17 protein-coding genes are annotated in these 20,339 nt (G+C 62.0%); 10 read left to right on the top strand and 7 right to left on the bottom strand.

Features of this window, described 5'->3' with window-relative positions:
- Positions 1–106 precede the first annotated feature (106 nt).
- On the bottom strand, positions 107–688 hold the full coding sequence (gene dcd, locus OJHNALOF_RS09055) for a dCTP deaminase (protein ID WP_094199423.1): 582 nt from the start codon (positions 686–688) through the stop codon (positions 107–109).
- Positions 689–786: 98 nt separating this feature from the next.
- On the bottom strand, positions 787–1,860 hold the full coding sequence (gene apbC, locus OJHNALOF_RS09050) for an iron-sulfur cluster carrier protein ApbC (protein WP_165661799.1): 1,074 nt from the start codon (positions 1,858–1,860) through the stop codon (positions 787–789).
- 140 nt (positions 1,861–2,000) lie between these two features.
- Here apbC and metG point away from each other — a divergent pair, with 140 nt between their 5' ends.
- On the top strand, positions 2,001–4,034 hold the full coding sequence (gene metG, locus OJHNALOF_RS09045; RefSeq protein WP_165661798.1) for a methionine--tRNA ligase: 2,034 nt from the start codon (positions 2,001–2,003) through the stop codon (positions 4,032–4,034).
- Positions 4,035–4,210: 176 nt separating this feature from the next.
- Here the strand turns inward: metG and OJHNALOF_RS09040 are convergent, their stop codons facing one another.
- From OJHNALOF_RS09040 to pabB, 3 genes are all read right to left on the bottom strand, one after another.
- On the bottom strand, positions 4,211–5,593 hold the full coding sequence (locus OJHNALOF_RS09040) for an L-serine ammonia-lyase (protein WP_094200534.1): 1,383 nt from the start codon (positions 5,591–5,593) through the stop codon (positions 4,211–4,213).
- Between the two features lie 152 nt (positions 5,594–5,745).
- Positions 5,746–6,309 carry a CoA pyrophosphatase gene (locus OJHNALOF_RS09035; RefSeq protein ID WP_094199425.1) on the bottom strand — a complete coding sequence of 188 codons (564 nt, stop codon included), beginning with the start codon at positions 6,307–6,309 and terminating at the stop codon, positions 5,746–5,748.
- Positions 6,306–7,682: an aminodeoxychorismate synthase component I gene (gene pabB, locus OJHNALOF_RS09030; protein ID WP_094199426.1), complete on the bottom strand. Its 1,377-nt coding sequence runs from the start codon at positions 7,680–7,682 to the stop codon at positions 6,306–6,308. The genes OJHNALOF_RS09035 and pabB overlap by 4 nt, the downstream gene beginning before the upstream one ends.
- A gap of 125 nt (positions 7,683–7,807) precedes the next feature.
- Here pabB and OJHNALOF_RS09025 point away from each other — a divergent pair, with 125 nt between their 5' ends.
- Positions 7,808–9,328: a fumarate hydratase gene (locus tag OJHNALOF_RS09025; RefSeq protein WP_165661797.1), complete on the top strand. Its 1,521-nt coding sequence runs from the start codon at positions 7,808–7,810 to the stop codon at positions 9,326–9,328.
- Positions 9,329–9,484: 156 nt separating this feature from the next.
- Here the strand turns inward: OJHNALOF_RS09025 and yccX are convergent, their stop codons facing one another.
- A complete protein-coding gene (gene yccX, locus OJHNALOF_RS09020) occupies positions 9,485–9,757 on the bottom strand; it encodes an acylphosphatase (protein ID WP_094199428.1) in 273 nt (90 codons plus the stop codon).
- 79 nt (positions 9,758–9,836) lie between these two features.
- On the opposite strand from yccX, the gene OJHNALOF_RS09015 reads away from it, so the two are divergent.
- From OJHNALOF_RS09015 to OJHNALOF_RS08995, 5 genes are all read left to right on the top strand, one after another.
- On the top strand, positions 9,837–11,030 hold the full coding sequence (locus OJHNALOF_RS09015) for a class I SAM-dependent methyltransferase (RefSeq protein ID WP_165661796.1): 1,194 nt from the start codon (positions 9,837–9,839) through the stop codon (positions 11,028–11,030).
- Positions 11,031–11,148: 118 nt separating this feature from the next.
- On the top strand, positions 11,149–12,186 hold the full coding sequence (gene selD / locus OJHNALOF_RS09010; protein WP_165661795.1) for a selenide, water dikinase SelD: 1,038 nt from the start codon (positions 11,149–11,151) through the stop codon (positions 12,184–12,186).
- Positions 12,179–13,270 carry a tRNA 2-selenouridine(34) synthase MnmH gene (gene mnmH / locus OJHNALOF_RS09005; protein WP_165661794.1) on the top strand — a complete coding sequence of 364 codons (1,092 nt, stop codon included), beginning with the start codon at positions 12,179–12,181 and terminating at the stop codon, positions 13,268–13,270. Before selD ends, mnmH begins: the two co-directional genes overlap by 8 nt.
- 22 nt (positions 13,271–13,292) lie before the next feature.
- A complete protein-coding gene (locus OJHNALOF_RS09000; RefSeq protein WP_165661793.1) occupies positions 13,293–13,925 on the top strand; it encodes an MBL fold metallo-hydrolase in 633 nt (210 codons plus the stop codon).
- 72 nt (positions 13,926–13,997) lie between these two features.
- The gene (locus OJHNALOF_RS08995; RefSeq protein WP_165661792.1) at positions 13,998–15,839 is read left to right on the top strand and encodes a methyl-accepting chemotaxis protein; all 1,842 of its coding nucleotides are present in this window, start codon (positions 13,998–14,000) and stop codon (positions 15,837–15,839) included.
- Positions 15,840–15,860: 21 nt separating this feature from the next.
- Here OJHNALOF_RS08995 and OJHNALOF_RS08990 read toward each other — a convergent pair whose 3' ends face one another.
- A complete protein-coding gene (locus tag OJHNALOF_RS08990; RefSeq protein ID WP_094199434.1) occupies positions 15,861–16,469 on the bottom strand; it encodes a hypothetical protein in 609 nt (202 codons plus the stop codon).
- A 95-nt stretch (positions 16,470–16,564) separates the two neighbouring features.
- Here OJHNALOF_RS08990 and OJHNALOF_RS08985 point away from each other — a divergent pair, with 95 nt between their 5' ends.
- Genes OJHNALOF_RS08985 through glpD form a run of 3 tightly spaced genes read left to right on the top strand, consistent with a single transcriptional unit; the run spans position 16,565 to position 20,330 of the window.
- Positions 16,565–17,326 (top strand): penicillin-insensitive murein endopeptidase, encoded by a 762-nt coding sequence (locus OJHNALOF_RS08985; protein WP_165661791.1) that lies wholly within the window; start codon positions 16,565–16,567, stop codon positions 17,324–17,326.
- Entirely contained in the window at positions 17,326–18,819 is a 1,494-nt protein-coding gene (glpK, locus tag OJHNALOF_RS08980) for a glycerol kinase GlpK (protein ID WP_206063595.1), read from the top strand. The genes OJHNALOF_RS08985 and glpK overlap by 1 nt, the downstream gene beginning before the upstream one ends.
- On the top strand, positions 18,816–20,330 hold the full coding sequence (gene glpD, locus OJHNALOF_RS08975; protein ID WP_165661790.1) for a glycerol-3-phosphate dehydrogenase: 1,515 nt from the start codon (positions 18,816–18,818) through the stop codon (positions 20,328–20,330). The genes glpK and glpD overlap by 4 nt, the downstream gene beginning before the upstream one ends.
- The last annotated feature ends 9 nt before the right edge of the window (positions 20,331–20,339 follow it).

Below are 20,339 nucleotides of genomic sequence, written 5' to 3'. Positions count from 1 at the left end.
CCGTTTTTATTCCTGTTGGATAAAACCCATGTCAACCAACCTACGCGCAACAATCATCCCCACTTAAAGCTGACGGCTTATAGCTTTCAGCTCCCCCGAAGGGGGTTCAGTCCTGATTAATGCGGCTGGCGTCGGCGCCCTTCTGGGACTTGTATTTGGCATTGGCCCGGCTCATGTAGGGCCGCTCCGCCGGACCGGACATGGTTTCAAAGTTGAGCGCACCGATCACCATTTGAGGCCGCAACGCCAGGGGCAGCTTGCCGCTGTTGTAGAACTCCAGCACGATGCGGCCACTCCAGCCCGGATCGATACGGTGGGCGGTTACATGCACCATCAACCCCAGCCGCGCCAGGGAGGAGCGACCGTCGAGCCAGCCGACGATATCGTCGGGCAGGGTGACCGACTCGTGCGTTACCGCCAGGGCCAGCTCCCCCGGATGCAGGAAAAACGCCTCACCGTCTTCAATCACGATTTCATCGCTCATCACCCGGTTGATCTGCTCCTGCACCTGAGCCTTGGGGCCGCTCAGATCGATATAGGGGGCGGTATGATCCTGAAACACGCGGAACTCATTGCCGAGCAGCACATCGACGGTCACGCCGCTGATCCGATCTGCCGGCGGCTCGGGCACGATTTGAATGCGGCCGTCGGCCAGATATTGCTTGATGTCCCGATCACAAAGACGCATGAGAACTCCTTAAACCAACCAGGCCCTGCCACGTCAATATCAGGGCCAGCATAGAAAACGATGCCGGATGGGCCGGCACCTGAAAAAACTGTCAGTGGTTATACCTGTCGAGTATACAGCGTGGTGGGCACCGCCTTGCCGGCAAAATACAGGCTGGCGGCCAGGCGCCCGGCCATGGCCAGGTAGCGCCGGGCCACGTCGCCATCGGGCTCAGCCACCACCGCCGGGGTGCCGGCGTCCATTTGCCGGCACAGGGTGGCATTAAGCGGCATCTGCCCCAGCAGGGGCACGCCATGCTCGCTGCACAGGTGTTCGCCGCCACCTTCGCCAAACAGGCTTTCTTGATGGCCGCACTGGCTGCACTGGTGATAACTCATGTTTTCGATCACCCCGAGCACCGGAATATTGACCTTGTTGAACATGCTGATGCCTTTGACCGCATCGGCCAGGGCCACGTTCTGGGGCGTGGTCACCACCACCGCCGCCGTGGTCGGCACCTGCTGGGCAATGGTGAGCTGAATGTCGCCGGTGCCCGGGGGCAGGTCCACCACCAGGTAGTCGAGCTCGCCCCAGCGGGTTTCCCGCAATATCTGCGACAGCGCCTTGCTGGCCATGGGACCGCGCCACACGGTGGCGTCGTCGTCCCCCACCAGAAACCCAATGCTGTTGGCACGAATGCCGTGGGCCGCAACCGGCTGCATGGTCTTGCCATCGTCGCTGGCCGGCCGTGCGCCGGCCACGCCCAGCATAACGGGAATGGACGGACCGTATATATCGGCGTCGAGAATACCGACTCGGGCACCGAGGCGGCTGAGGGCCAGCGCCAAATTGACCGCCGTGGTGGACTTGCCCACCCCGCCCTTGCCCGACGACACCGCAATGATGTTGCGCACTCCGGCCACGGCGGGGGCCGCATTGGCATGGGCCAGGGTGGCCACTTCCAGTTGCAGCTGCCAGTTCACCGCCCGCGCACCGGTCAGGGCACACAGCTCGTCATTGAGGGTGTTCAGCTCATCCAGCAGGTTGTGATGGGCAAAGGGCAGAGCCAGGGAAATGGCCAGCACGCTCTCTTGCAGCTCAATGTGCCGCACCATGCCGGCGGTCACCGGATCCTGGGCCCAGTGAGCGGGCCTGAAACGGCTCAGCCGTTGCCGAATTGGTTCAATATTCATTCACTTGCGTCCGGTGAGGGGAATGCCTGCACTGTAACAAAAAGCGCAATGGGGGGAAAACGTCCTTGATGAGTGTATATAAGAAAAAACTCGGGTAACATGCGGGGTCCTGCAAACCGATTCAACTAGAAATGGAAATTATGGCTACCGATCCACGTAAGATTCTCGTTACCTGCGCCCTCCCCTATGCCAACGGTTCAATTCACCTTGGTCATATGCTGGAGCACATTCAGGCCGACATCTGGGTTCGTTACCAGCGAATGCGTGGCCATCAGGTCCATTTTATCTGCGCCGACGACGCCCACGGCACCCCCATCATGCTCAAGGCCCAGCAGCTGGGTGTCAGCCCGGAGGAAATGATTGCCGCGGTGCAGAAGGAACACCAGCACGACTTTGATCGCTTCAACATCGGCTTCGACAACTACCACAGCACGCACAGCGATGAAAACCGGGAGCTGGCGGAATTGATTTACGGCCGGCTCAAGCAGAACGGCTTTATTCAAAGCCGTACCATTTCCCAGCTGTTTGACCCCGAGCAGAGCATGTTCCTGCCGGATCGCTTCGTCAAAGGTACCTGCCCGAGCTGCAAGGCCGAAGATCAATACGGCGACAACTGTGAAGTCTGTGGTGCCACCTACACCCCGGCGGAGCTGATCAATCCGAAATCTGCGGTGTCTGGCGCCACCCCGGTCATGAAAGACACCGAGCACTTCTTCTTTGATCTGCCCCAGTTCGACGGCATGCTCAAGGCCTGGACCCGTTCCGGCGCCCTGCAGGAAGAAATGGCCAACAAGCTGGAGGAGTGGTTTGAATCCGGCCTGCAGCAGTGGGATATCACCCGCGACGCCCCCTATTTCGGCTTTGAAATCCCCGATGCCCCGGGCAAGTATTTCTATGTGTGGCTGGACGCCCCCATCGGCTACATGGGCTCGTTCAAGAACTATTGTGACCAGCGCGACGATCTGAACTTTGACGATTACTGGCAGGCCGGCAGCGATGCCGAGCTGTATCACTTTATTGGCAAGGACATCGTCTACTTCCACAGCCTGTTCTGGCCGGCCATGCTGGAAGGCAGCAACTTCCGCAAGCCCAACAACATTTTTGTGCACGGCTATGTCACCGTGAACGGCGCCAAGATGTCCAAGTCCAAGGGCACCTTTATCAAGGCCGACACTTACCTCAACCACCTGGATCCCGAGTGCCTGCGTTACTACTACGCCGCCAAGCTGTCCAACCGCATCGACGATCTCGATCTGAACCTGGACGACTTCGTGGCCCGGGTCAATGCCGACGTGGTCAACAAGCTGGTCAACCTGGCCTCGCGCAACGCCGGCTTTATTGCCAAGCGCTTTGACGGCGTGCTGGCCGCCGAGTGCGCCGAGCCCGAGCTTTACGCCGAGTTTGCCGAGGCCGCCGGGCGCATCGGCGAGTTTTACGAGCAGCGGGAATTCGGCCGCGCCATTCGCGAGATCATGGCCCTGGCCGACAAGGCCAACCGCTATGTGGACGACAAGGCCCCCTGGGTTATCGCCAAGGAAGAAGGCAAAGACGCGGAGCTGCAGGCCATCTGCTCCGTGGGCATTAACCTGTTCCGGGTGCTGATGACCTACCTCAAGCCGGTCATGCCGCAACTGGCCGAGCGGGCCGAGGCCTTCCTCAACGCCGATCTGGCCTGGAACGCCGTTGCCACACCGCTGACCGGCCACAGCGTCAACAAGTTCAAGGCGCTGTTCAGCCGTATCGAGGCCGACAAGGTCACCGCCATGGTGGAAGCCTCCAAGGAAGACCTGGCCGCCGAACAGGCCAAGGTCGCCCCCACCGGTCCGCTGGCGGATGATCCCATCGGCGACACCATTTCCTTTGACGACTTCGCCAAGGTGGATCTCCGGGTGGCGCTGATCAAGAAGGCGGAAGCCGTGCCCAAGGCCGACAAGCTGCTGCGCCTGCAACTGGATCTGGGCGGTGAAACCCGCCAGGTGTTCGCCGGCATCAAGTCTGCCTACAACCCGGAAGATCTGGAAGGCAAGCTCACCGTGATGGTGGCCAACCTGGCCCCACGCAAGATGCGCTTTGGCATGAGTGAGGGCATGGTGCTGGCCGCCGGCCCCGGCGGTAAGGATCTGTGGATCCTTGAGCCCCACGACGGCGCCCAGCCGGGTATGCGCATAAAATAATAGCTGGAAGCCGTTGGGACCGTATGTTGGAATGAGCCCCGCGAATTCCAACATTCCGCAGGCGCCCGTAATACGTTGTGGTTCGCTTCGCTCATCACAACCTACTCCTATCCAAATACAAAAAGCCCGGCATCGCCGGGCTTTTCATTTCATGCCTCACCCCTCGCGGGACGGCATCAGCATTCGATAATGTTCACTGCCAGGCCGCCGCGGGCGGTTTCCTTGTATTTGGTTTTCATGTCCATGCCGGTGTCACGCATGGTCTTGATCACCTTGTCGAGGGACACCTTGTGCTCACCGGTGCCACGCAGGGCCAGACGACTGGCATTAATGGCCTTGACCGAGCCCATGGCGTTACGCTCAATGCAGGGCACCTGCACCAGGCCACCCACCGGATCACAGGTCAGGCCCAGGTTGTGCTCCATGCCGATTTCGGCGGCGTTTTCCACGTGATCTATGGTGCCCCCCACCACGGCGGTGAGCGCGCCGGCAGCCATGGAGCAGGCCACGCCCACTTCACCCTGGCAGCCCACTTCGGCACCGGAGATGGAGGCGTTTTCCTTGTACAGAATGCCGATGGCAGCGGCGGTCAGGAAATACTGCACCAGGGCGTCATCATCCACCGGCTGCACGAACTTGTCGTAGTAGTGCAACACGGCGGGAATGATGCCGGCGGCGCCGTTGGTGGGCGCGGTCACTACTCGGCCACCGGCGGCGTTTTCCTCATTCACCGCCAGGGCAAACAGGTCCACCCATTCCATCACGCTTAAAGGGTCCTTGTTGTACTGGGATTCGCTTACCAGGCGGCGATACAGCGACGGCGCGCGGCGCTTGACCTTGAGACCGCCGGGCAGAATGCCCTCGGTCTTGCAACCACGCTTGACACAGGCCTTCATCACGTCCCAGATCTCGCGCAAGCCGGCAATGATCTCTTCCTCGCTGCGATTGATCTTTTCATTGGCCATCATCAGGCCGCTGATGGACATGCCGTTTTCCCGGCACAGGCGTAGCAGCTCGTTGCCGCTCTTGAACGGATAGGGCACCGGCCGGGCGCTGGACTCGGCCACGGCGGCGGCCTTGGTGTCGGCAAATTCCTCGGCCTTGACGATAAAGCCGCCACCAATGGAATAGTAAGACTGCTCGGCCAGCACCGCATCGCCCTCAAAGGCGCGGCAGGTCATGCCGTTGCTGTGCAGCGGCAGGGTCTTGCGACGGTGAAACACGACGGCGCCGCTGCGCGGAAACGCCGCCGGGTGGGTCTGGTTGAGCACGATTTCCTGGCTGCTTTCCACCTTTTCCAGAAAACCGGGAATGATGTCCACATCCACCGACTCCGGATCATAGCCGCCCAACCCGAGGATCACCGCCTTGCCGGTGCCGTGGCCGATGCCGGTCTGGCCCAGAGAGCCAAACAGCTCAACTTCCACGCGGGTGGTGCGGTTGAGTGTGCCCTGCTCGGCCATGGCCTGAACAAAGGCGTGGGCTGCCCGCATGGGGCCAACGGTATGAGAAGAAGACGGGCCGATACCGATACTGAACATGTCAAACACGCTGATCATGGCAAACTCCAAACACTACTCGCTTAGGAACAGCGACGCCGAATGCGGTCGCTCAACTATTATTGAACGATTGTAGGTTTATTTGAGCTTAACCCCAACAACATTTTAACAAGCAAAAAAAAATCAGCGGGATTTGTGATGGGGATCGCCGCTCAGCGTGCCACCTGGCGAGCGAACTGATGGATCACGGCGGCGGTAATGCCCCACACCCACAATCCCTGCCAGCGAATGAACACCACCCGGTGCAGCTTGCCCCGACGATGCTGGCTCAACACATGGTGATGGCGCAGATCCAGCAGGTAATCGAGGGGGACCCGGTAAAGCTCATCCACTTCATCGGGGTTGAGCACAAACTCGGGCTGACCTTCCACCAGCCCGACAAAGGGCGTGAGCGCAAAACCGGAAATGGTGTACTGCGCCCTGAGTCGCGCCAGCAGCCGGCAGCGTTCCGGCGGCAGGCCGATTTCTTCCTCGCTTTCCCGAAGGGCCGTGTGCCACAGGCTGGGGTCGGTGTCGTCCACGCGCCCCCCGGGAAAGCTGATCTGCCCCGGATGCTGGCGCAGATGCCTGCTGCGCCGGGTCAGCACCAGTTCAAGTCCGGCCTCGCCTTCCAGCACCGGCATCAGCACCGCCGCCGGCCGGGCGTGTTGCGGCCAGCCGTCGTCGGGCTGGGGCGGCAACAGGTTGATGCGGGTGATCAGCTCGTCCAGGGTCATAGGCGTTCCAGTACCGGCAATATGCGGCCCAGCTTGTCGAACAACTCCTGGTATTCATCCGCCTGCTTCGAGTCGGCCACCACGCCGCCCCCCGCCCAGCAGTAAAGCCGGCCTTGCTCCGCCAGCAGGGTGCGAATGGTGATGCTGGTGTCCATGCGGCCGTGGGCGCTGAGGTAACCCATGCTGCCGCAGTAACCGTGGCGGCGGTGGGGCTCCAGCTCCTCGATGATTTCCATGGCCCGTACCTTGGGGGCACCGGTAATGGAGCCACCAGGAAAGGTAGCCGCCAGCAGATCGGTTCCATTCAAGCCTGGCTGCAACTCGCCGGTGATGGTCGACACCAGGTGGTGCACCGCCGGAAACGACTCAATGGCAAACAGCGATGGCACCCTGACCGAGCCCGGCACACACACCCGGCCGATGTCGTTGCGCAACAGATCCACTATCATCAGGTTCTCGGATCTGTCCTTGGGCGCCGCCGCCAGCTCCTCGGCCAGTTGCTGGTCCTGCTGTTCATTGTCGCCACGAGGCCGCGTGCCCTTGATGGGCTTGGTTTCCACCCGGCGCCCTTCCAGGGCGATAAAGCGCTCTGGCGACAGGCTCAGAACCGTGCTCTTCGGCAGTTGCATAAAGGCGGAAAAGGGGGCCCGGTTGTGCTCGCTCAGTCCGCAATAGGCCTGCCAGGGCTCCCCCTCAAAGGGAGCGTTAAAGCGCACCGTAAGGTTTATTTGATAACAATCGCCGGCGGCCAGGTAGTCCTGCACTCGATTAAAGTGGTCACCGTATATTTCACGGCTTTGATTGGCCTGCCAGGGCCCGGTCAGGTGAAACGGCATGCCGGGCGCGGCGGTGAGCCTGCGCCACCAGGCCAGCTTTTGTGTGAGTGCGTCCTCGTCACCCAGCACCAGCAGATGGGCCTGCTCACATTCACGGTCTATCACCCAGGTCCAGTCGTACAGGCCCACCGCCATGTCCGGGGTGGCCAGCTCATTGGCGGCCAGCTCGGGAACACGCTCCAGCCGCCGGCCCAGATCGTAGCCAAACAGCCCAAGGGCCCCACCGGCAAAGGGCAGGTGAGCATATTCCTCGGGCAGGACAACGTCACCCAGCAACCGCTGTTGCCAGGTTTTAAGCAGGGCAAAGGGGCAGTCTCGGCTGCTATCGGTGCCGTCGGCATGGGTAATGGTGGTCGCATCGCCACTGGTCACCAGGGTGGCGACCGGGCTGGCGCTCAGTATGTGAAAACGGCTGTCTGCGGCCAGCGGCGAGGCCGACTCCAGCAGCACCGCCCAGGGGCTGTTGGCCAGGGGTGAAAAAAAGTCGCGCACCGGCCCGGCAAAGGGCTCGCTGTGTATGTGCAAAGGCAGTCCCATTTATGTAATCCACTCGACAGTTTTGGCATTCCGCCCCGGGCCAGACTGGTCAGCCGGGGGCGGCAAAGCGTATCATGGCGCCGATTATAACAATACAGAGCCAGCCGATAACCCATGAGGAAGCCATGAGCATTATCAAAAAGCAGGACTTTATCGACTCCGTTGCTGACGCCCTTCAATATATCTCCTACTACCACCCGCTGGATTTCGTCAAAGCGCTGGAAAAAGCCTACGAAAAAGAGCAGAGCCAGGCCGCCAAAGACGCCATTGCACAGATACTCATCAACTCCCGCATGTCCGCCGAAGGTCACCGCCCCCTGTGCCAGGACACCGGCATTGTGACCTGCTTTGTGAAAATCGGCATGCAGGTACAGTGGGACTCGGATCTCACCGTGCAGGAAATGGTGGACGAAGGCGTTCGCCGTGCCTACACCAATCCCGACAACCCGCTGCGCGCCAGCATTGTGGCCGATCCGGCCGGTGCCCGTAAAAACACCAAAGACAATGCCCCCGCCGTGGTGCATATCGACATGGTGCCCGGTGATCACGTTGAAGTGGCCATTGCCGCCAAGGGTGGCGGCTCAGAAAACAAGTCCAAGATGGTAATGCTGAACCCGTCCGACGACGTGGTGGAATGGGTGCTGAAGACCCTGCCGACCATGGGCGCCGGCTGGTGCCCCCCGGGCATGCTGGGCATTGGTATCGGCGGCACCGCCGAAAAGGCCGCGGTGCTGGCCAAGGAATCCCTGATGGATCCGGTCGATATTCACGACCTGATTGAACGTGGTGCCGAAACCACCGAAGAAAAGCTGCGCCTGGAAATTTTTGACAAGGCCAACAAGCTGGGCATTGGCGCTCAGGGCCTGGGCGGCCTCACTACCGTGGTGGACATCAAGATCAAAACCGCCCCCACCCACGCCGCGTCAAAGCCGGTGGTGATGATTCCCAACTGCGCCGCCACCCGCCATGTGCACTTTCACCTGGACGGCACCGGCCCCGCCGAGCTGACGCCGCCGAAGCTGGAAGACTGGCCGGAAGTCACCTGGGAGGTGGGCGAAAACGTGCGCCGGGTGAACCTCGACACCGTCACCCGTGACGACGTCAAGGAATGGAAAATGGGCGAGACCCTGCTGCTCTCCGGCAAGCTGCTCACCGGCCGGGATGCGGCCCACAAGCGCATTCAGGACATGATCGGCAAGGGCGAGCCGCTGCCGGTGGACTTCAAGGATCGCTTTATCTACTACGTGGGTCCGGTTGACGCCATTGGCGACGAAGCCGTGGGTCCCGCCGGCCCCACTACCTCCACCCGCATGGACAAGTTCACCGACATGATGCTGGAGCAGACCGGCCTGATGGGCATGGTGGGCAAGGCCGAGCGTGGTCCGGCCACCGTGGACTCCATCAAGGATCACAAGGCCGTGTACCTGATGGCCGTGGGTGGTGCCGCCTACCTGGTGGCCAAGGCGGTGAAAAAAGCCCGCGTGCTGGCGTTTGAAGATCTGGGTATGGAAGCCATCTACGAATTCGAGGTGGAAAACATGCCGGTGACCGTGGCCGTAGACAGTGAGGGTCAGAACGCCCACGTGGCCGGCCCCGCCATCTGGAAAGCCAAAATCGAAGAGCTGGATACCGCCCTGAAAGGCTAACCCAGTACCAATGCCGGCTCATAAGCCGGCATTTTCTTTGGCGCAGTCGTAGGTTGTGAATGAGCGAAGCGAATTCCAACATTCCGCAGGCGCCTGCATGTTGGGATTCGCTTCGCTCATCGCCAACCTACTGCTTACTGGCAGCCCGCGCCCCCTTCACCCGGTTTCAAACCCGTGCACGCCCCTGGGCGCGATCTCGTCCTCTTCCAGCCCATTCACTCGCGCCGTATCCGGTCCGTGGCGTAACCAGGCCACCAGCTGGCGCACCGCGGCGGCCTGCCCTTCCGCCAGTACCTCAACCCGGCCATCGGGCAGGTTGCGGGCGTAGCCATGCACCCCCAGTCGTTCCGCCTCGCACTGGGTGTAATAACGAAAGCTCACCCCCTGCACTCGGCCGCTGACCCAGATCTTTTTGGCGATAATGGTCATTTTTGTACGCCCCCCTTTGTGTTTTACTCTCGTCACTTCTAGAATTGTGCCCCTTTTTGCAAGCAAGCAGCCCCAGCCTATGACCTCCTCTATAACCCTAGTTGCAGGACGGGAAAAATCCCTTCTGCGCCGCCATCCCTGGGTCTTTTCCCGTGCCGTCGACAAGGTACAGGGACAGCCCAACGCCGGTGATACCGTCGATATTCTGAGCCACAACGGCCAATGGCTGGGCCGGGGTTTCTACTCGCCCCAGTCCCAGATCCGCGCCCGCATCTGGACCTTTGACCGTCATGAGACCATCGACGATGCCTTCTTTCTACGCCGCCTGAAGCGGGCCAAAGCCGGCCGCGAGGCGCTGATTGCCGAACAGGGCCTGACCGGTTACCGGCTGTGCGCCGCCGAGTCCGACGGCCTGCCTGGGGTGACCATCGACGTGTACGCCAATGTGGTGGTGTGCCAGCTGCTCAGCACCGGCGCCGAGCGCTGGCGCAAGGCCATTGTGGCCGCCCTCACGCACCTGTATCCGGACGCCTGCATCTATGAACGCTCCGACGTGGCGGTGCGCAAAAAGGAAGGCCTGAAAGAGCGCAAGGGCCTGCTGGCCGGCACCCTGCCCAACCAGCCGGTGGTGATCGAGGAAAACAACGGCGTGCGCATTCTGGTGGACGTGGAAACCGGCCACAAGACCGGGTTTTACCTGGATCAGCGCGACAACCGCCGCATTGCCGGCCGTTACTGCCAAGGCAAGCGAGTGCTGAACTGCTTCAGCTACACCGGCACCTTTGGCGTCTATGCGCTCAAGGGCGGTGCCAGCGAAGTGGTCAACGCCGATGTGTCCGAGTCGGCGCTGGCCCTGGCCAGGCAAAATGCCGAGCTGAACCAGCTTGACCTAAGCCGAGCCCGCTTTGAGCAGGCCGATGTGTTCAAGCTGCTGCGGGACTACCGGGAGCAGGGTGAAAGCTTTGACGTTATCGTGCTGGACCCGCCCAAGTTCGCCGAAAGCAAGGCCCAGCTCAACGGCGCCTGCCGGGGCTATAAAGACATCAATATGCTGGCCTTTCAGCTGCTCAATCCGGGCGGTGTGCTGCTCACCTTCTCCTGCTCCGGGCTGATGACCTCGGATCTGTTTCAGAAAATCGTGGCCGACGCCGCCCTGGATGCCGGCCGCGATGCCCAGATCCTGGAACGCCTGAACCAGGCCGCCGATCACCCCATCGGCACCGCCTATCCCGAAGGCCACTACCTCAAGGGCCTGGTGGTGCGGGCCTGGTAACACAGTTCTCCGCTCAAGCCGTTTCCCTTCGGCCGGTTGCCGCCGGGGGGAAGCGGGTGCGAATAACGGCGAGAAAGAGTAGAATGGGCGCTTTCCGTTAGTCACCAAGGAAGCTCGAGTGGAACCCATTCGCCTGACCCAATACAGCCACGGCGCCGGCTGCGGCTGCAAAATTTCCCCCAAAATTCTCGACACCATACTGCACAGCCAGCTGCCCGGCTTTAACGATCCGCGCCTGGTGGTGGGCAACGCCAGTCGCGATGACGCCGCCGTGGTCGACATTGGCAATGGCATGGGCATTATCTCCACCACCGACTTCTTTATGCCCATCGTCGACGATCCCTTTACCTTTGGCCGCATTGCCGCCACCAACGCCATCAGTGACATCTACGCCATGGGTGGCACACCCGTGGTCGCCATTGCCATTCTCGGCTGGCCGGTCAACACCCTGGCGCCGGAAGTGGCGCAACAGGTGATCGACGGCGGCCGTCAGGCCTGCTTTGATGCCGGCATCTCCCTGGCCGGTGGCCACAGCATAGACGCGCCCGAGCCCATTTTTGGCCTGGCGGTGACCGGGCAGATACCGCTCAGTCAGGTCAAGCGCAACGACACCGCCGCCGCCGGCGATGTGCTGTTTCTGACCAAGCCCCTGGGCATTGGCGTGCTTTCCACCGCCCAGAAAAAGGGCGTGCTGCGGGACGAAGACAGCCAGCTTGCACCGCAAGTGATGTGCCGGCTTAATAAGCCCGGCCAGGACTTTGCCGCCCTGGAAGGGGTCAGCGCCATGACCGACGTCACCGGTTTTGGCCTGCTCGGACACCTGGTGGAAGTGTGCGAAGGCGCCGATGTCAGCGCCATTTTGCACATGGAGGATATTCCGCTGCTGCCCAACCTGGACCACTACCTGCAGGCCGGCGCCGTGCCCGGCGGCACCCTGCGCAACTTTGACGCTTACGGCCACAAGCTGGCCCCGCTCACTCAGCGCCAGCAGCACATTCTGTGCGATCCGCAAACCAGCGGCGGCCTGCTGGTGGCGGTGCGCCCCGGGGCCATTGACGACTTCCTGCGCGTGGCGGCCCGCCATGATCTCGAGTTGTCCCCCATCGGCGAGCTGATCCCTGCCGGTGAACACCGCATTGAGGTTGTGGATGCCTGAGCTGGAAACCGATCTCGACCGGCTGCTGACCGGCGATGTGCCCATGCTGGACCTGCGCGCCCCGGTAGAATTTATTCAGGGCGCTTTTCCCGCTGCCACCAACCTGCCGCTGATGACTGACGACGAGCGTGCGCAGGTGGGTACCTGCTACAAGCAACAGGGCCAGCAGGCGGCCATTGAACTGGGTCACCGGCTGGTGGCGGGCGAGGTGCGTGAAGCGCGGCTACAGGGCTGGCTGGACTGGTTTAGCGAACACCCCAACGGCGTGATTTACTGTTTTCGCGGCGGCCTGCGCAGCCAGACGGTACAGCAATGGCTGCATGATGCCGGCCGCCCGGTGGCCAGAGTAAAGGGCGGCTACAAGGCGCTGCGCCGCCGCTTGCTTGAAGAAATTGAACAGGGCTTTGCCGGGCCCGGCTATGTGCTCACCGGCCTGACCGGCAGCGGCAAGACCGACTGGCTGGCGCGCAGCCCGTTGTCGCTGGATCTGGAAGGCTATGCCCACCACCGGGGTTCCAGCTTTGGTCACTGGGGCGAGCCTCAACCCACCCCCATCAACTTTGAAAACCGCCTCGCCATTGCCCGCATGAAACAACGCAAGGCCGGCATTCAGGGCTGGCTGGTGGAAGACGAAAGCGCCATGATCGGCCGCTGCCCGGTGCCCCTGCCCCTCTATGAGCGCATGCAGCAAGTGCCGCTGCTGCTGCTGGAAGTACCCTTTGAGCAGCGGGTGCGGCAAATTCGCCACGATTACGTGGAGACCATGCAACACCACTTCAACCACGACTTTGACCGGCTGGAGCACTACCTGCAGGACAGCCTCAAGCGACTGTATAAGCGCCTGGGCGACCGGGAGTGGCGCCGGCTATCGGAAATTGTAAGCGAAGCCGTGCGCCAGCAGCGGGCCGGCCATGGCTGTGGTGGCCACGACGAGTGGATCGCCACCCTGCTGGGCAGCTATTACGACCCGATTTATTCCCGTCACCAGGCCGCCAAGGAAGATCGTATCGTCAAACGGGGCGAGGCCGAGGAGCTGGCCCACTGGCTGGCGCAACGGCCCGAGGCGCAGATTTCCCAGCCCTGAATGTTATGTTAAAGGAATTACCATGCTGAACCGTATCACCCTGCCGGTGACCCCCTTTATGCAAAACTGCAGCCTGGTGTGGTGCTCGACCACCAACAGGGCGGCACTGATTGATCCTGGCGGGGAAACCGAACGCCTGCTGGCGGCCCTTGCTGAGCGCAATCTCACCCTTGAGCGCATTATTCTCACCCATGGCCACCTGGACCATGTGGGCGCCACCGGCGAGCTTCAGGCCCGCACCGGTGTGCCGGTAGAGGGCCCCGGCGAAGCCGACGCCTACTGGATAGACGGCCTGCCCCAGCAGGTGCAAATGTTTGGCTTTGACCCGGTGCCGGGCTTTACGCCGGACCGCTGGCTGGGCGCTGGTGACACCGTCACCGTGGGCGAAGAAACCCTTGAGGTGTACCACTGCCCCGGCCACACCCCGGGACATATGGTGCTGGTGCACAAGGGGCAACGACTGGCCTTTGTGGGCGATGTGCTGTTTCAGGGCAGCATTGGCCGCACCGACTTTCCCGGCGGCAATCACCAGCAGTTACTCGACAGCATCAGGGAAACCCTGCTGCCGCTGGGGGACGACATTACCTTTGTGCCCGGCCACGGTCCGGAAAGCACCTTTGGCCACGAGCGCCAGCATAACCCGTTCTTGCGTTAATCCCGGGCGCCCCCTGGCGGGCGCCTTCTCCCCCCTGCTTTTCGCTGTTCCGATAACGAGAAAAACAAACGGATGAAAATAAAACACAAACTGGTACTCAATACCCTGGTGGTGGTCGCCGCCATGGGCATGTTATTCGTGCTGTTCACCCATACCCTGAATACCATCAACACCCTGAACCATGGCAAGGCACTGGCCATGACTCTGACCAACGACGTGCTCGGCCTGCGCCGGAGTGAGAAGGATTTTATGGCGCGCCTGGACCTGGCTTATCAGCACGATTTCAACCGGCAACTGACCCAGACACACGGCCATTTGGCGGAATTGCGCGGCCTGCTGGAACGGCAGCAACTGCCCCTGGATGCCCTAACCAGCCTGGATCGGCGTTTCGCCCAGTACGGCAAGGATTTTGAAGCCGTGGTCGCCGGCTATCAGACCCTGGGGCTGGATCACGAATCCGGCCTGGAGGGCGAGCTGCGCCGGGCCGTGCATCAGGTGGAGGACGAGCTCAATCAATACGGCGCCGACCCCATTCTGGTTACCTTGCTGCAGCTGCGCCGGGCCGAAAAGGACTTTATGCTGCGCCACGAACTGCGCTACGTCGAACGTTTTAGCGCGCTGCACCAGCGCCTGCTGGCACAACTCGACACCCTGGGCCTGCCCCACACTCAGGCCAACCATTACCGGGCGCGCTTTATGGCCTATGCCGACGGGCTGCAACGCATCGGCCTGAACAGTGAGCAGGGCCTGCAACTGGCCATGCACCAGACCATTGAAAGCACGGAAACCCTGTTGGACGACACCGTTACCGCCATTGAGCAGGAGCTGCAGGCCTACCTTGATCGGGCCAGCCGCACCGCCAGCCTGGTATTTGTGGCCATGCTGCTGCTCACCGCCCTGGTGGCCGCGCTTATCGGCCGTTCCATGTTTCGCCCGATTCGGCAAATACGCGATGCCGTGCTGCGCATTCACCGCAACCGCGATCTGGGCCTGCACATCGACACCCACAGCCGGGATGAGATGGCGGAAATGGCCGATGCCCTCAATATCATGCTCAAGGGATTTCGCGAGGTGATCATGCAGGTCAACCAGGCCGTAAACACCATGAACCAGACCACCTCCCAACTGTCGACCAATGCCGCCACCACCGCCGCCGACATTGAGCGGCAGCAGCAGGAAACCGAGCAGGTGGCCACCGCCGTCACCGAAATGGTCACTACCATAGACGACATAGCCCGCAACACCGACAACACCGCCATCAAGGCGGGTGAAGCAAACGACAACGCCGCCAGGGGGCAACAACAGGTGCAGGGCACCATAGCGCACATTCGCCGCCTGGCGGACCAGCTGGAGGCGTCGGTAGGCAGCATTGAGGAGCTGTCGCGCCAGAGTGAAACCATCGGCAATGTGCTGCAGGTGATTCGCGAGATCGCCGATCAGACCAACCTGCTGGCGCTCAATGCCGCCATTGAAGCCGCCCGGGCTGGACCCCAGGGCCGTGGCTTTGCCGTGGTGGCCGATGAGGTAAGGGCCCTGGCCGCCCGGACTCAGGATGCCACGCAGGAAATTGCCACCATCATCGGCTCACTGCAGGGCAAAACCGAGGCCATGGTACACATCATCTACCAAAGCCGCGAACACGGCCAGGAAAGCAGTCAGCAGGCGCAACAGGCCGAGATCGTGCTTGACGACATCACGCGGGAAGTCACCGAGATCTCCGACATGGCCACTCAGATTGCCGCCGCCATTGAACAGCAGAGCAGCGTGGCCAACGAAATTAGCAGAAACGTGGTCGTGATTCGGGACATTACCGACAACACGGTGCAGTCGGTGCGCAACAACGCCCACGCCAGTCAGGACATTGCCGAACAGGCCCAAGGCTTGCAGCAGGTGGTGGCGGTATTTCGCACCTGAGGCAACCGGTTTTATCTTTTGTCAGTCGTCCCACTCGTCGTCGTCATCGCCCTTTGCCGGCTCCTCCACCACCACGATGGGGGCAAGGGGGGCGATGGCGGCCAGCAGCTTGCGCCGAGGCTGCCAGTTGGCGACAAAACCAAAGCGATAACGGCCTTCACCCAGGGCAAAACGCTCCTCGGCCTGAGTCTCCAGGGTCTGATGCACCTGGTCCAGCTCTTGCTCATCGAGCTGCAAATCCAGGGTAAAGGCGATAATGGCGCCGTCGTGGCCCGGCAGCTTGCCCTTGTTCACCGCCCGCACCCGCGTCCTGGGCAGGCTCACCACCTGTTTGCTATTACCATTCACCAGATACAGCCGCTCGGCATCGAACGCCAGGTTAATCAGCCGCTGACGGCTCCAACTGGCGGGCCACAGGCTCACCAGCAGCAGCACGCCGCCAAACACCAGCCCCACATAGTGCATCAGCTCAAAGCCGCCTTGCCCATCCAGCAACGACCACGCCACCGCCATCAGGCTGGCCAGCAGCACGGACACCTGAGTGGCGTAAAAGCGAAAGGCGGGCGGCTGCAGCACATATTCAAGGGGCTGCTGTAATAACTGTTGCACGGTCAGGCGCTGCATGGTCATGATGGAATTCCGAACGGGTCAAAAGCCGCTACCCTAGCAAAAAACCGCAACCCCATAAATAATGGAGTCATATGGCCAAAGGACTGCATTACCTCATGATCAAAGCCGTCTGCCTGACAACCCTGCTGATCCTGCCCCTTGCGGCATGGGGCGAGGCCATTGGCGGCTATGCCGCCGGCTGTCAGACCAACGCGCGAGCGCTGCCGGTAGCCGGCGCCGGCTACCGGGTGGTGCGCGCCGAGCGACAGCGTTATTACGGCCAGGCGCAGCTCATCGACTATCTGCAGGCCCTGGGTAAAAGGGCGCAACAGGCCGGCCTGCCACCCATGCTGGTGGCCGACATCGCCAGGCGCCACGGCGGGCCCTTTGCCTACGGTCACCGCAGCCACCAGACCGGACTGGATGCGGACATCTGGCTGCGCCCCGGAAACGGGCCCCTGCCATCACGCGCTCGGGATATGGTGGATCACAAGCTGTATATTCTTAACCGCCATTTTGGTGATAATCAGCGCCAGCTGATTGCCTTGGCCGCCCAGGACGCACGTGTCAGTCGCATTTTTGTGCACCCGCTGATCAAACAGGCCATGTGCAAAACCTATGGCGACGCCCCCTGGCTTGGCCGGCTTCGACCCTGGTTCGGCCATTCCAGCCATTTTCACGTGCGCCTGCACTGCCCGACCCAGTCCCCAAACTGTGTGTCTCAGCAGGCGGTGCCCCCTGGCACCGGTTGCGGCCGAGAGTTGGCAGGCTGGATTAATGATAAAAGCGGCGCCCTGACGGCCGGACCGCGCAAGCCCTGGCGGCCCGAGCTGCCCGCCGCCTGCCGCCCCCTCTTTGATCACAAGGAGCGTCGATAATGAGCGACCAACCCTATGTGCTGGCCCTGGATCAGGGCACAACGTCTTCCCGCAGCATTTTGTTCGACCACCAGGCCCGAGTGGTGACCATGGCCCAGCGGGAATTTACCCAGCATTATCCTCGGGCCGGCTGGGTGGAGCACGATGCCACCGAAATCTGGGCCACCCAGCGGGCCACCCTGACCGAGGTGCTGGCCAAGACCGGCGTACGCCCCGAGCAGATCAGCGGCATTGGCATCACCAACCAGCGGGAAACCACCGTGGTGTGGAACAAACGCACCGGCCAGCCCATTCATCACGCCATTGTGTGGCAGTGCCGACGCACCGCCCCCCTGTGCGAGCAGCTGAAGGCACAGGGCCTGGAGCAGGAGATAAAAACCCGCACCGGCCTGGTGCCAGACGCCTATTTTTCCGCCACCAAGATTCGCTGGCTGCTGGATAACGTGCCCGGCGCCAGGGAGCAGGCCGAGGCCGGGGACCTGCTGTTTGGCACCATGGACACCTGGCTGGTGTGGAAGCTGACCGAAGGCCGGGTGCATGTGACCGACTACACCAATGCCTCGCGCACAATGCTTTTTAATATCAATACCCTGGAGTGGGATCCGCTGCTGCTGAAAGCACTGAATATTCCCGCCAGCCTGTTGCCCGAAGTGAAATCATCCTGCGCCGTGTATGGCCAGGCGAACCTGGGGGTGGAGGTGCCCATTGCGGGCATCGCCGGGGATCAGCAGGCGGCGCTGTTCGGTCAGTTGTGCTTTCACAAGGGCATGGTCAAAAACACTTACGGCACCGGCTGCTTTATGCTGATGAACACCGGCCAGAAAAAGGTGGAGTCCCGCCACGGCCTGCTCAGCACCCTGGCGGTGGGCGCCGATGGCGGCGTGAACTATGCGCTGGAAGGCTCGGTGTTTATGGGCGGTGCGGTAATCCAGTGGCTGCGGGACGAGCTGGGGCTGATCGGCCACTCCGCCGACAGCGAGGCCTGTGCCCGGCAGGTGAACGACACCAACGGCGTCTATCTGGTGCCGGCCTTTACTGGCCTGGGCGCGCCTTACTGGGATCCCTACGCCCGCGGTACCCTGGTGGGGCTGACCCGGGGTGCCAACCGCCATCACATTGTACGTGCCGCACTGGAAGCCATCGCCTTTCAGAGCCGGGATCTGCTCGACGCCATGCAACAGGACGCCGGGTTGCGGCTGGCGGCTCTCAAGGTGGACGGCGGTGCCGCCGCCAATGACTTTTTAATGCAGTTTCAGGCCGACATCACCCACAGCCGAGTGGTCCGGCCCAAACTGCTGGAAACCACCGCCCTGGGGGCGGCCTTTCTGGCGGGGCTGGCCACCGGCCTGTGGAAAGACACCGACGAGCTGGCGCAGTGTGTGGCGGTAGACCGCGAGTTCGGCCCTAACATGGACAGCCAGCACCGCGAACGGCATTACCGGGGCTGGCAAAAGGCGGTGACCCGCGCTCAACACTGGGCAGAGCCCTCATGACGGAACCGGTGGATGTGCTGGTGATCGGTGGCGGCGTCAACGGTGTCGGCATTGCCCTAGACGCCGCCGGACGGGGGCTTTCCGTGACCCTGTGCGAAATGAACGATCTGGCCTCGGCCACCTCGTCGGCCAGCAGCAAACTCATTCACGGCGGCCTGCGTTACCTGGAGCAGTTCGAATTCCGCTTGGTGCGCGAAGCCCTGACCGAGCGGGAGATTTTGCTGCAGGCCGCTCCGCACATTATCTGGCCCATGCGCTTTCGCCTGCCCCACCGCCCCCACCTGCGACCCGCCTGGATGATTCGCCTGGGGCTATGGCTCTATGATCACCTGGCTCGGCGGAATCGACTGCCGGCGTCGCGTACCCTGCGTTTAGGGGAGCACAGTCCGCTGCAGCCGCATCTTCAGCTGGCCTTTGAATATGCCGATGCCTGGGTGGACGACGCCCGTCTGGTGGTGCTGTGCGCCATGGCCGCCGCGCAGCACGGCGCCAGCATTTTACCCCGTACCCGTTGTGCAAAGGCCGAGCGGAAAAACGGCCTGTGGCGAGTAGAACTTGAACACACCAGTGGCCAACGGCGAATACTCCACGCCAGGACTCTGGTTAATGCCGCCGGCCCCTGGGCCAGCCGGTTGTTTGGCAGCGTATTATCCAGCCCGCCACCGGCCACCCTGCGACTGGTCAAGGGCAGCCACATGGTGGTGCCTCGGCTGCATGAGGGGAATGAAGCCTATATTCTGCAGAACGAGGACGGCCGCATCGTGTTTGTACTGCCCTATGAGCGGGATTATTCCCTGATTGGCACCACGGATGTGGATCATGACGGCGAGCCGGCCGACGCCACCGCCAGTGATAAGGAAATCGACTATCTGTGTGCCGTGGCCAACGCCCATTTTCGCCGGCAAACTGCTCCGACCGATGTGATTTACCGCTACGCCGGCGTGCGGCCACTGATGGCCAATGGTGATGGCCGTGCCCAGAAAGCCTCGCGGGACTACAAGCTGTTACTGGACGCCCCCGAAGACGATGCCCCGCTGCTGTCGGTGTTTGGCGGCAAGATAACCACCTTTCGCGCCCTGGCGGAAGACGCGGTCAATCAACTGGCCGAGCACCTCCCCCAGGCCACCGCACCCTGGACCCAGCGACTGGTGCTGCCGGGCGGCGACTTTAGCAGCCATGACAGCCTGGCCGCCGAGTTGACCACGGAATACCCCTGGCTGGCTGACGCCCTGATACACCGCTATGTGCGCAGCTATGGCACCCTGTGCCGGACCTTTTTACAGGGCTGCGCAGACACCGCAGATCTGGGCGAGCATTTTGGTGCCGGCCTGTATCAACGGGAGCTGGATTACCTGATGCGGCAGGAATGGGCCCACGGCGCCGACGATGTGCTGTGGCGACGCAGCAAGCTGGGACTGCGCCTTACCCCCGAGCAACAGGCGCGACTGGCGGCATATATGGAGCAGCATGAGACGCGAGACACCTCCCCCCCCGCCAAGGTGGGGGGGTAGGTGTCGGGT

Source organism: Oceanimonas sp. MB9, from assembly GCF_011319775.1.
GTDB lineage: Bacteria > Pseudomonadota > Gammaproteobacteria > Enterobacterales > Aeromonadaceae > Oceanimonas > Oceanimonas doudoroffii.
This window is presented reverse-complemented; position numbering and strand designations above follow the sequence as displayed.

Bases quoted from the DNA above. Each gene is read 5' to 3' on its own strand.
- OJHNALOF_RS09025 (WP_165661797.1), top strand. From the start codon at position 7,808: ATGAGCATTATCAAAAAGCAGGACTTTATCGACTCCGTTGCTGACGCC.
- OJHNALOF_RS09015 (WP_165661796.1), top strand. From the start codon at position 9,837: ATGACCTCCTCTATAACCCTAGTTGCAGGACGGGAAAAATCCCTTCTG.
- OJHNALOF_RS08995 (WP_165661792.1), top strand. From the start codon at position 13,998: ATGAAAATAAAACACAAACTGGTACTCAATACCCTGGTGGTGGTCGCC.
- yccX (WP_094199428.1), bottom strand. From the start codon at position 9,757: ATGACCATTATCGCCAAAAAGATCTGGGTCAGCGGCCGAGTGCAGGGG.
- apbC (WP_165661799.1), bottom strand. From the start codon at position 1,860: ATGAATATTGAACCAATTCGGCAACGGCTGAGCCGTTTCAGGCCCGCT.
- dcd (WP_094199423.1), bottom strand. From the start codon at position 688: ATGCGTCTTTGTGATCGGGACATCAAGCAATATCTGGCCGACGGCCGC.
- metG (WP_165661798.1), top strand. From the start codon at position 2,001: ATGGCTACCGATCCACGTAAGATTCTCGTTACCTGCGCCCTCCCCTAT.
- mnmH (WP_165661794.1), top strand. From the start codon at position 12,179: ATGCCTGAGCTGGAAACCGATCTCGACCGGCTGCTGACCGGCGATGTG.
- glpD (WP_165661790.1), top strand. From the start codon at position 18,816: ATGACGGAACCGGTGGATGTGCTGGTGATCGGTGGCGGCGTCAACGGT.
- pabB (WP_094199426.1), bottom strand. From the start codon at position 7,682: ATGGGACTGCCTTTGCACATACACAGCGAGCCCTTTGCCGGGCCGGTG.
- OJHNALOF_RS09000 (WP_165661793.1), top strand. From the start codon at position 13,293: ATGCTGAACCGTATCACCCTGCCGGTGACCCCCTTTATGCAAAACTGC.
- OJHNALOF_RS09040 (WP_094200534.1), bottom strand. From the start codon at position 5,593: ATGATCAGCGTGTTTGACATGTTCAGTATCGGTATCGGCCCGTCTTCT.
- OJHNALOF_RS08990 (WP_094199434.1), bottom strand. From the start codon at position 16,469: ATGACCATGCAGCGCCTGACCGTGCAACAGTTATTACAGCAGCCCCTT.
- OJHNALOF_RS09035 (WP_094199425.1), bottom strand. From the start codon at position 6,309: ATGACCCTGGACGAGCTGATCACCCGCATCAACCTGTTGCCGCCCCAG.
- OJHNALOF_RS08985 (WP_165661791.1), top strand. From the start codon at position 16,565: ATGATCAAAGCCGTCTGCCTGACAACCCTGCTGATCCTGCCCCTTGCG.
- glpK (WP_206063595.1), top strand. From the start codon at position 17,326: ATGAGCGACCAACCCTATGTGCTGGCCCTGGATCAGGGCACAACGTCT.